Annotated in this window: 8 protein-coding genes; all 8 read left to right on the top strand. The window is 44.0% G+C overall.

The window, feature by feature from the left end; all coding sequences use genetic code 11:
- Positions 1-3,108, top strand: a 3,108-nt coding sequence (locus tag HUT38_00725) for a class I tRNA ligase family protein (protein ID NUQ57009.1), incomplete at its 5' end; no start/stop codon positions are given.
- A 2-nt stretch (positions 3,109-3,110) separates the two neighbouring features.
- Positions 3,111-3,641 carry a DNA repair protein RecO gene (gene recO, locus HUT38_00720; GenBank protein NUQ57008.1) on the top strand — a complete coding sequence of 177 codons (531 nt, stop codon included), beginning with the start codon at positions 3,111-3,113 and terminating at the stop codon, positions 3,639-3,641.
- Between the two features lie 26 nt (positions 3,642-3,667).
- Positions 3,668-5,560, top strand: a complete 1,893-nt coding sequence (locus tag HUT38_00715) for a hypothetical protein (protein NUQ57007.1) — start codon at positions 3,668-3,670, stop codon at positions 5,558-5,560.
- Positions 5,561-5,565: 5 nt separating this feature from the next.
- Complete coding sequence (locus HUT38_00710) at positions 5,566-6,939, top strand: glycine--tRNA ligase (protein ID NUQ57006.1); 1,374 nt, start codon at positions 5,566-5,568, stop codon at positions 6,937-6,939.
- Positions 6,932-7,171 (top strand): hypothetical protein, encoded by a 240-nt coding sequence (locus tag HUT38_00705; GenBank protein NUQ57005.1) that lies wholly within the window; start codon positions 6,932-6,934, stop codon positions 7,169-7,171. Before HUT38_00710 ends, HUT38_00705 begins: the two co-directional genes overlap by 8 nt.
- Before the next feature lie 101 nt (positions 7,172-7,272).
- Positions 7,273-7,695 (top strand): nucleotidyltransferase domain-containing protein, encoded by a 423-nt coding sequence (locus HUT38_00700; GenBank protein NUQ57004.1) that lies wholly within the window; start codon positions 7,273-7,275, stop codon positions 7,693-7,695.
- Positions 7,688-8,104: a DUF86 domain-containing protein gene (locus HUT38_00695; GenBank protein ID NUQ57003.1), complete on the top strand. Its 417-nt coding sequence runs from the start codon at positions 7,688-7,690 to the stop codon at positions 8,102-8,104. Before HUT38_00700 ends, HUT38_00695 begins: the two co-directional genes overlap by 8 nt.
- Entirely contained in the window at positions 8,105-9,394 is a 1,290-nt protein-coding gene (locus HUT38_00690) for an insulinase family protein (protein NUQ57002.1), read from the top strand. It abuts the gene before it with no gap.
- Positions 9,395-9,396: the final 2 nt, after the last annotated feature.

The raw sequence follows: 9,396 nt of genomic DNA, 5'->3' as shown, positions 1-9,396 counted from the left end.
GATTTTGACAATTCCTACAAGACGATGGACACAGCGTATATGGAAAGCGTCTGGTGGGCGCTCAAGCAGATGTGGGACAAGGAGTTAATTTACGAGGGTCGCAAGGTGCTGATGTATTGCACCCGTTGCGAAACGCCGCTTTCCAAGGCCGAGGTGGCGATGGACAACAGTTACAAAATGGATACCGACGAGGCGGTGAAGGTCAAGTTCAAACTAAAACCCGGCCAAAAAATCGGCGATTGGACGACCGACGACAATGCTTACATTTTGGCCTGGACGACGACTCCGTGGACGTTGCCGAGCAATTTGGCGTTGGCGGTGGGGGAGGACATTGAGTATAAAATTTTTAAACAGGGCGAGGAAAATTTAATTTCGGCAAAAGGCGAAGGGGTTAAAATATCAGGCAAAAATCTTGTCGGCCTTGAATACGAACCGCTTTATGAAATTCCGGCCGTAAAAAATTCCGGCAAGAAAACGCATTATATAGCTGCTGCCGATTTTGTTACCACTGAAGACGGCACGGGCATTGTGCACATCGCGCCGATGTACGGCGAGGACGATTATAACCTTGGCTTAAAACTGGGTCTGCCGATGATTCCGCTTCTTGATCCAAGCGGGCACTTCACCGAGGACGCGCCGGAATTTATCCGCGGGCAGTATTGGAAGAAAAGCAACAAGCTGGTTATGGAGGAATTGCAATCGCGCGGATTGCTTTTTGCCAGCGAAAAACACACCCACTCCTATCCGCACTGCCACCGCTGCGAAACGCCGTTGATTTATAACGCGCTTTCATCCTGGTTTATCAATATCCAGAAAGTCAAAAACAGGTTGAAAGAGTTGAACGAGAAAATAAACTGGGTGCCGGAACATTTAAAACACGGCCGTTTTCTTAATATCGTGGAAGGCGCGCCGGACTGGAACATCTCCCGCAACCGTTATTGGGCGTCGCCTTTGCCAATATGGAAGTGTGTAGGAAGTATAAAATATAAAATCTCAAATCTAAAATCTGGAGAAAATTATTGTGGAAATCAGGTGTTAGTTGGTTCGCTTGAAGAGCTTAAAAAACACACCAAAAAATCCGGCAACAGATATTTCGTGATGAGACATGGGGAAGGAGAGCATAATATTGGAAACGTAATTAATTTTAGCTTAAAAAGCAGCCAAAAGTACCCACTGACCGAAACTGGCAAAAAACAAGTTTTAGAGAGCATTAAAAAAATAAAAATCGGCAGAATTGACTTGATATTTTATTCTGATTTTCTAAGAACGAAAGAAACAGCATTTTTGGTTGCTGAAAAATTTGGTTTGAAAGACGAAAATATGATTGTTGATAAAAGATTGCGCGAGCTGGATGCGGTTTTCTTTGACGGTAAAAACTCAAGCGATTATGAAAATTATTTTAGCAACAAGATTGAGGAATTTTCAAAGGCATCACCTGACGGAGAGAATCTAAATGATCTAAAAAGTAGAGTTGGCGATTTCCTCTATGAAATAGATAAAAAATTTAAAGACAAAAATATTCTAATAGTAAGCCATGCCGGTCCAATATGGATGATGTTTTCCGTGTCTGGTGGACTGAACGAAAAAGAATCAATTAACCTAAAAGATATGGCCAGAAAAAATAATGGTAATAATGAGGTGATAAAAACCGGCGAAATAAAAGAGTTGCCGTTTGTTCCGCTTCCTCACGACAAAAATTTTACTCTTGATTTGCACAAACCCTACATAGACAAAGTTGAGCTTGTTTGCGATAAGTGCGGCGGCCAAATGAAGCGGACGCCGGAAGTGTTGGACGGCTGGTTTGAGTCCGGGGCGATGCCTTTTGCCGAATATCATTATCCGTTTGAGAATAAAAAGGAGTTTGAAAAAAGATTCCCCGGAGATTTCGTGGCCGAGTACATCGCCCAGACCAGAACTTGGTTTTACTATATGCATGCCATCGCGGCCATTCTTTTCGGCGATGTCAGTTTCAAAAACGTAGTCAGCACCGGCACTATTTTGGCTGAGGACGGCAGCAAGATGTCCAAGTCCAAAGGCAACTACACCGACCCTCTGGTTAATTTGGACAAATTCGGCGCCGATGCTTTACGCTACTATCTTATGGCCAGCCCGGTGATGCAGGGCGAGGATGTCCGCTTTTCGGACAACGACCTGAAGGAGGCGCGTAACAAAGTGATAAATATTTTATGGAACACGTTCAAGTTTTTTGACTTGTATAAAAAAGATTACGACGGCAAAACCGACGCGTTGGAAAGCGAGAATGTTTTGGACCGATGGATAATAACCAAGCTGAACGAGCTTATTAAGTTTGTTACGGAAAATCTGGAAGCTTATGATACCGTCAAAGCCGTCCGTCCTATTGAAGGTTTTGCAAACGATTTTTCCACCTGGTATGTGCGTCGCTCCCGCGAGAGGGTTAAAGGTGGCGATGAAAAAGACAAGCAATACGCCTTGGCGACTTTACGTTTTGTCTTGTTGGAAATTGCCAAACTTATCGCGCCAGTGATGCCGTTTTTGGCCGAGGCGATTTATAAAGGAGCTGGCGGAAAAAAGGAAAGCGTGCACATGGAAAACTGGACACTCCAAATTCTAAATCCCAAATTCCAAATTCAAAATATAATTGAAGATATGGAAGAAGTTAGGAGTATTGTGTCGTTAGGGTTGGAGGCGAGGGCGAAAGCGAATATAAAAGTGAGACAGCCGTTGGCTTCGCTCAAAATCAAGAATCAAGAATCAAGAATAATGAATAATGAAGATTTAAAACAACTAATTAAAGATGAGTTGAATATTAAAGATGTTTTGTTTGATGATAAAATTTCCGAAGACATGGAATTAGATACGGATATAACTCCAGAGCTGAAAGAAAAGGGGGGGTTGAGGGAGTTTGTCCGCGCCGTCCAGGATATGCGCAAGAAAGCAAATCTTAAGCCGGACCAAAAAATTTCTTTGCAGATTGAAACCGACTCTGCCGGTGAAAAATTTCTGCAAAAGTTTGAGCAAGAACTGATTGCTCAAACCGGCGTTAAAGAATTATATTTCGGCAAAACCGAAAAAGGGGAGGAGGTAAAAATAGATGAAACAGTATTTCAAGTTAATTTGTCCATTTAAAAATGGCTCATAAAATTTACATAACCGAAGGGATAATTCTCAAGAAAAAAGATTACGGCGAGGCGGACCGGCTGTTTTGGATTTATACGGAAAAATTCGGGATGATTATGGCGGCGGCCAAGGGCGCGCGGCTGGAGAAGTCAAAATTGCGTTACGGTCTGGACTTGTACACTTACGGAGAATTCGCGGTAATTTCTTTGGGCGATTTTTGGCAGATCACGGACGCCAGAGACATCGCGCGGGCGCTTCCGTTTAATTCCCAGGCGCTGGAACGTTTTTCCGGTTTGGCCGCTTTGCTGGTAAGAATGATAAAGGGCGAAGAAAAAAACGAGACGGCGTGGAAACACCTTAAAGACTTTTTCCTTGAGATTTTTAAAAAAGAAAAAACGCCAGATTCTAAAAACATGAAAGACCTGGAAACGCGAGCCGCTTCGGGCATTCTCCACAGTCTCGGATATATGGAAACAATGCCGGGAAACGGTTTGGCCGCCGTTTCCGCCATAAACAGAGCCATTAAGGAAAGTATGCTGTAAATATGGTATATTATTCATAGCTTTGTATGGACGAGAGCAATAATTTAGAAAAACTTAAAAAGAGATTATATAAAAAGGAGGAAAGTTTCCCGTCTCGGCTGGACAGGGAGTCTTTGCGTTCGGAAAAAGAAAAAATCCTGCCTTATTGGAAAGAAAACGCGCCGTCCGCCGGCAAAAAAAGCCGCTTTTTTGATCCGGTCAGGCTTATCATTTATCTGTCAGGCGCGCTTTTTTTGATTATCGGCGGCTTTTTCCTTTATCTGCTGTTTTCCGGTTCCAACGTCATTTCTTCTTCCAACATCACCATCACCGCCTCCGGGCCGGTCAGCGTTGACGGCGGCCAACCGGCCAAGTTCAGCTTCACGATAAAAAACCAGAACGAAACGCCTCTGGAAATGGCCGACCTTATTTTTGATTTTCCGTCCAACAGCTTCTCTCCGGAGGGCGACCAGATGACGCGGACGAGAATCCCGCTTGACGACGTCGGTCCGGGAGAAATAGTGAACGAGTCAGTTGATGCGGTGTTTTTCGGCACGGAAAACGAGGAGAAGAAATTAAAAGCGACTTTGGAATATCGCCTCGCCGACTCCAACGCCATTTTCGTCAAGGAGACGGAGTACACCGTAAGGATAATTAAAGCGCCGCTCGGCATAACCGTTTCCGTCCCCAAGGAGGCCGCGTCCGGCCAGGAAGTGGCGGTTAAAGTTGAGATTGTTTCCAATTCCGAATCGGTGGCCAGAAATCTGCGGATGGAAATGAAGTATCCGCCCGGATTCAGATTTATAGACGCCGAGCCGGAGCCGAGGCAGAGCAGCAATGTCTGGCTGATCGGCGATCTGGGACCGAATCAGAAAAACGTTATTACAATAAACGGAACGGTGGAGGGAGAGAACGCGGAGGAAAGGATTTTTGTTTCTTCCGTCGGCTTGCCCGGGGAGGGGGGCGAACTGCGGGTTTACGGCAGCGCCTCGGAAAAAATATCCATAAAAAAATCGCCGCTTAATCTGTCGGTTGTGATAAACGGCAAAGATCAGGACAAGAACATTGTTTATCCGGGAGATTCCGTTCGCGTTGACCTGGAGTGGGTTAATAATCTGCTAGCGGAAGTCCGCGACGCCCAAATAGAGACGGAAATTGAGGGGGAGGCTTACGATCCGAGAACTTTGTCCGTCAGCCGGGGGTTCTACCGAAGCTCCGACGATAAAATAGTTTGGAATCCGTCCACGCTGGGGGGTCTGGGCGCCATATCTTCAGGGAAGTCGGGCAAATCTCAGTTGAGCTTTTATCTTCAAAACCCGCTGCCGGTTCACGGGCCGGAAGATAAGGATTTCAGCGTGAAAATAACCGCCAGAATATTCGGTCGCGGCACGTCCAACGAGTTTGAAAACAGGGAAATTTCCGATATGGTTGAAAAGAATATAATAGTAGGCTCCAGGTTGCAGGGGGCCGGACACTCGCTTTACTATTCCGGACCGTTCGCCAATTCGGGGCCGATGCCGCCCAAAGCCGGTTCGGAAACAAGCTACACCGTCACCTGGTCGCTGGCCGGAAACATCAACAATCTTTCCGGAGTCAAAATAAAGTCTTCCTTGCCGCCTTACGTTACGCTGACCGGGCAGAAGAGTCCGGCGGAGGCTGATTTGTTTTTTGACGACAAAACGGGCGAGCTGACATGGAACCTCGGCGAACTTCCGGCCGGAACGGGGATAATATCTCCGGCGAAAGAACTATCGTTCCAGATTTCTTTCGCGCCGAGTCTTTCCCAGATCGGAGAAACGCCAATATTAATTAACGCCGCCAAAATTGAGGCGATGGACGACTACACGGGAGAGGAAATAAGCGGGGATGTGCAGGCATTAAGTATAAAGTTGTCGGGCGACCCGCAAACAAAAACGGGCGACGATAAAGTAATAGAATAATCATCATGGAAAATAAATTGGAAAAAATAATATCGCTTTGCAAAAGAAAGGGGTTTGTCTTCCCAGGTTCTGATATATACGGAGGATTTGCGGGGACTTATGACTGGGGTCCTCTTGGAACAGAGCTTCGCAGAAACGTTGTTGATGAGTGGACCAATGCCATGAAAATACATGACAATATGGCCTTTTTGGATTCAAGTATTTTTACCGCCGCGAAGGTTTGGGAAGCCAGCGGTCATGTTTCCGGATTTTCCGACCCTATGGTTATATGCAATTCTTGCCATACCAAATTCCGCGCCGACCATCTGCTTGATGTCATAGGAGTTGTGGCGGACGAGAAGATGACGGAACAGCAAATAAACAAATTATTTGATGACAATAGGGACAAATTGCACTGTCCAACATGCGGTAAAAAAGATTTTGGAAAAATTGTCGCCAAGAGTCTTCTGGCGACCTCAACCTTAGGCAAGTTTGACAGCGAAGACGAAGAAGTTTATCTGAGGGGAGAAACAGCCCAAGGTATTTTTATAAACTATAAAAACGTGATAGGTTCCGGATTTTATTCCATTCCGTTCGGGATCGCTCAGATTGGCAAAGCTTTCCGAAATGAAATAAGCCCAAGGCAATTTTTGTTTCGCAAGCGGGAGTTTGAGCAAATGGAAATGCAATATTTTATTTCGCCAAAAGACGCTCCGGCTGCTTACGAAGAGTGGAAAAAAGAGCGTATGGCTTATTATGACCGTTTAGGGGCAAAAAAAGAAAAATTGCGCTGGAAACAACACGAGAATCTTGTTTTCTACGCCAAAGACGCGTGGGATATTCAGTATGAATACCCGTTTGGTTGGAACGAGTTGGAAGGAGTGCATTACAGGGGAGATTATGATCTGAGCCAGCATCAGAAATTTTCAGGCGTTGATATGAGCTATTTTGACGAGAAAACCAAAGAACGTTATATCCCCCATGTGATTGAAACATCGGTCGGAGTTGACCGAACAGTTTTAATGCTTCTTTCTGACGCTTACGACGAGGACGAAATGAACGGCGAAAAAAGAGTGGTGCTTAGATTCAAGCCAAACATGGCTCCGATAAAAGCGGCTGTTTTCCCGTTGCTGAAGAACAAGCCGGAACTGGTCAAAAAAGCCCAAGAAGTTTACCGCGAACTTAAAAAAGAAATCCGGCCGATAATTTTTGACGACAACGGCAACATCGGCAAACGCTACCGAAGGCAGGATGAAATCGGCACGCCGTTTTGCATCACGATAGATTTCGACACTTTAAACGACGACACCGTCACCGTCCGCGACAGGGATACGGGCAAGCAGGAAAGGGTAGGCATTATAAAGGTCGCAGATTATTTAACTAATAAAAACCATGAATAAAAAGATTAAGATTTTTAGTATAATTTTTATTATACTAGGAGTATTTGTCTTTTTTTACCCCAAAATTATTGGAACTACCGGAGGCAATTGTCCTTATTCTGACTGCGATAAATTTTATCATAATTGTTTTGGTTTTAAGATTTATATTGGTGCAGGAGCCCTCGCTGATTATTCTGATAATGTATATTGCTTAGGGATTCCATATGGGGATGAGGCTCCATATAATCAATAATAATTTCTACTGCACTAGATAAAACAAAGAAAGGATTAGAAAATATCCTTTCTTTGTGCTTCTTTGCCTAAAGTTTTTGCCCGTGCTATTGTTGTTTCAGTATGGATATAGAGAATGCAAAGCCAAAAATCAAGGAATTGGCAGAGGAATACGGTCTTTCTTTGGTGGTGCTTTTTGGTTCACAGGCGACCGGAAAAACTCGCAGGGGGAGCGACGTTGACATTGCTTATTTATCGGAAAAACCGCTTGAACTGATGGAGGAAAGTTCGCTTTCCATAGCGCTTATGGAGATTTTTAAAACTAATTTTGTTGATCTGGTTTCCTTAAGAAACGCTTCGCCACTGCTTCAAAAAGAAATCGCGGATAACGCGGTCGTTGTTTTTGAGTCAAAAAAAACCTTATTCAGCGAATTTGTAATTAATGCGTTTAAAAAATATTTTGACACAAAAAAACTTTTAAAAGCAAGGTCGGAATTTTTGGATTTTAAAATTAAACAGTACCAAAAAGAATTAAAACATGTTTGACAAGGAACTGGTTGAGAAAAAAATAAATCAAATAATTGAATATTTGGAAGAACTTGATCCGATAGTAACAAAAATGTCGGACGAAGAAATAAGAAAAGATTATTTCAAATATCACACGGCGGAGAGGTTGCTTCAGCTTATAGTTGATACCATTGTGGACATAAATATCCATTTAATAAAAGAGAATAAATTAACCGTGCCCGATGACCTGCAAAGCACGTTTGTAACGTTGGCGGATAACAATTTGTTGCCGAAAGATTTTGCCGCAAAAATAGCTCCGGTTGTCGGTCTAAGAAATAGAATTGTCCACAGATACGATACTTTGAACAAACAAGCTTTTATAGAAAAACTAAAAATTAATTTTGTAGATTTTAAAGAATATATTATTTACGTAAAAAAGTTGGTTTAAATGATAAACTTTGAGAAAAAAGTTTTGGACAACGGGTTGAGGGTTATACTTGCTCCGCTGAAGAGCACCGAGGCGGTGACGCTGATGGCGTTTGTCAAAGTCGGTTCGCGCTGGGAGGTTAAGAAAATCGGCGGCATCTCTCATTTCTTGGAACATATGTTCTTCAAAGGCACCAAGAGCCGGCCGGAGCCAGGACAAGTTCACAGAGACCTCAACAAAATAGGCGCCGACCACAACGCCTTCACTTCCAAGGAGATGACCGGATTCTGGGTCAAGACTTCCGCCAAAGATTTTGACGTTGGTTTGGACGTCGTTTCCGACATTCTGCTGGAGCCTTTGTTTAAGGAGGAGGAGATAGAAAAAGAAAGGGGAGTGATACTTCAGGAAATGGATATGTACGAAGATAATTTGCGGGTGAAAGTCCAAAGCGTTTTGGAAAACATCGCTCTGGGCGACCAGCCGATCGGGTGGGACATCATAGGAAGCAAGGAATCGGTCGGGGCGATAAAGAGAAACGACCTGATTAAATACGAAGGCGAAAACTATAAAGCGGGCAATATGGTATTGGTGGTCGCGGGAAATTTTGAACCGGAGGAAACTTTCAAAAAATTAAACGCCATTTTCGGAAAAATAAAAAAAGGGACGAATAACCCCTGCGCCAAAGCGAAGATAGGGCAAAAATCACCAAACGTAAAGATAATAAACAAAGATTCCGACCAGACGCATCTGGCCATGGCGGCGCGGGCGTATGACATGTATGACGAAAAAAGATACGTCCTTAATTTACTGTCCGTTATTTTGGGCGGCAACACCTCGTCGCGTCTGTTTTCGGAAATAAGAGAAAAACTGGGACTGGCCTACTACGTTTATTCCTGGGGGGAACAATATCTGGACTGCGGCTACCTGGGCATGGCCGCCGGAATCCCCCATAACAAACTAGGCGAAGTGGCGGAAAAAATAACCGACATCTGCAAGGAAATAAAAGACGGTAAAATTTCCGAGGAAGATGTTTCCCTGGCCAAAAGTTACCTGCGGGGACAAATGGCACTGAAGTTTGAAACTTCCGACGAGATAGCCGGCTTTGTCGCCGGGCAGGAATTGTTTTATAATAAAATTGAACAGCCGACGGATATCTTTAAAAAAATAGAAAAGGTGACAAAGGAAGAAATAATAAATGCCGCAAGGGAGATTTTTTCTCCAAGCAAGATAAGCCTGGCGGCGGTGGGCAAACAGGATGCCGGAAAGGCGGAACAAAAAAGATACGAGGCGATTTTAGCGAAATTAAATTGAAA

The organism is Candidatus Paceibacter sp., from assembly GCA_013360865.1.
Classification (GTDB): Bacteria; Patescibacteriota; Minisyncoccia; order UBA9983; family UBA9983; genus SURF-57.
Note: the sequence above shows the minus strand (reverse complement) of the source record. Positions and strands in the feature narration are given on the sequence as shown.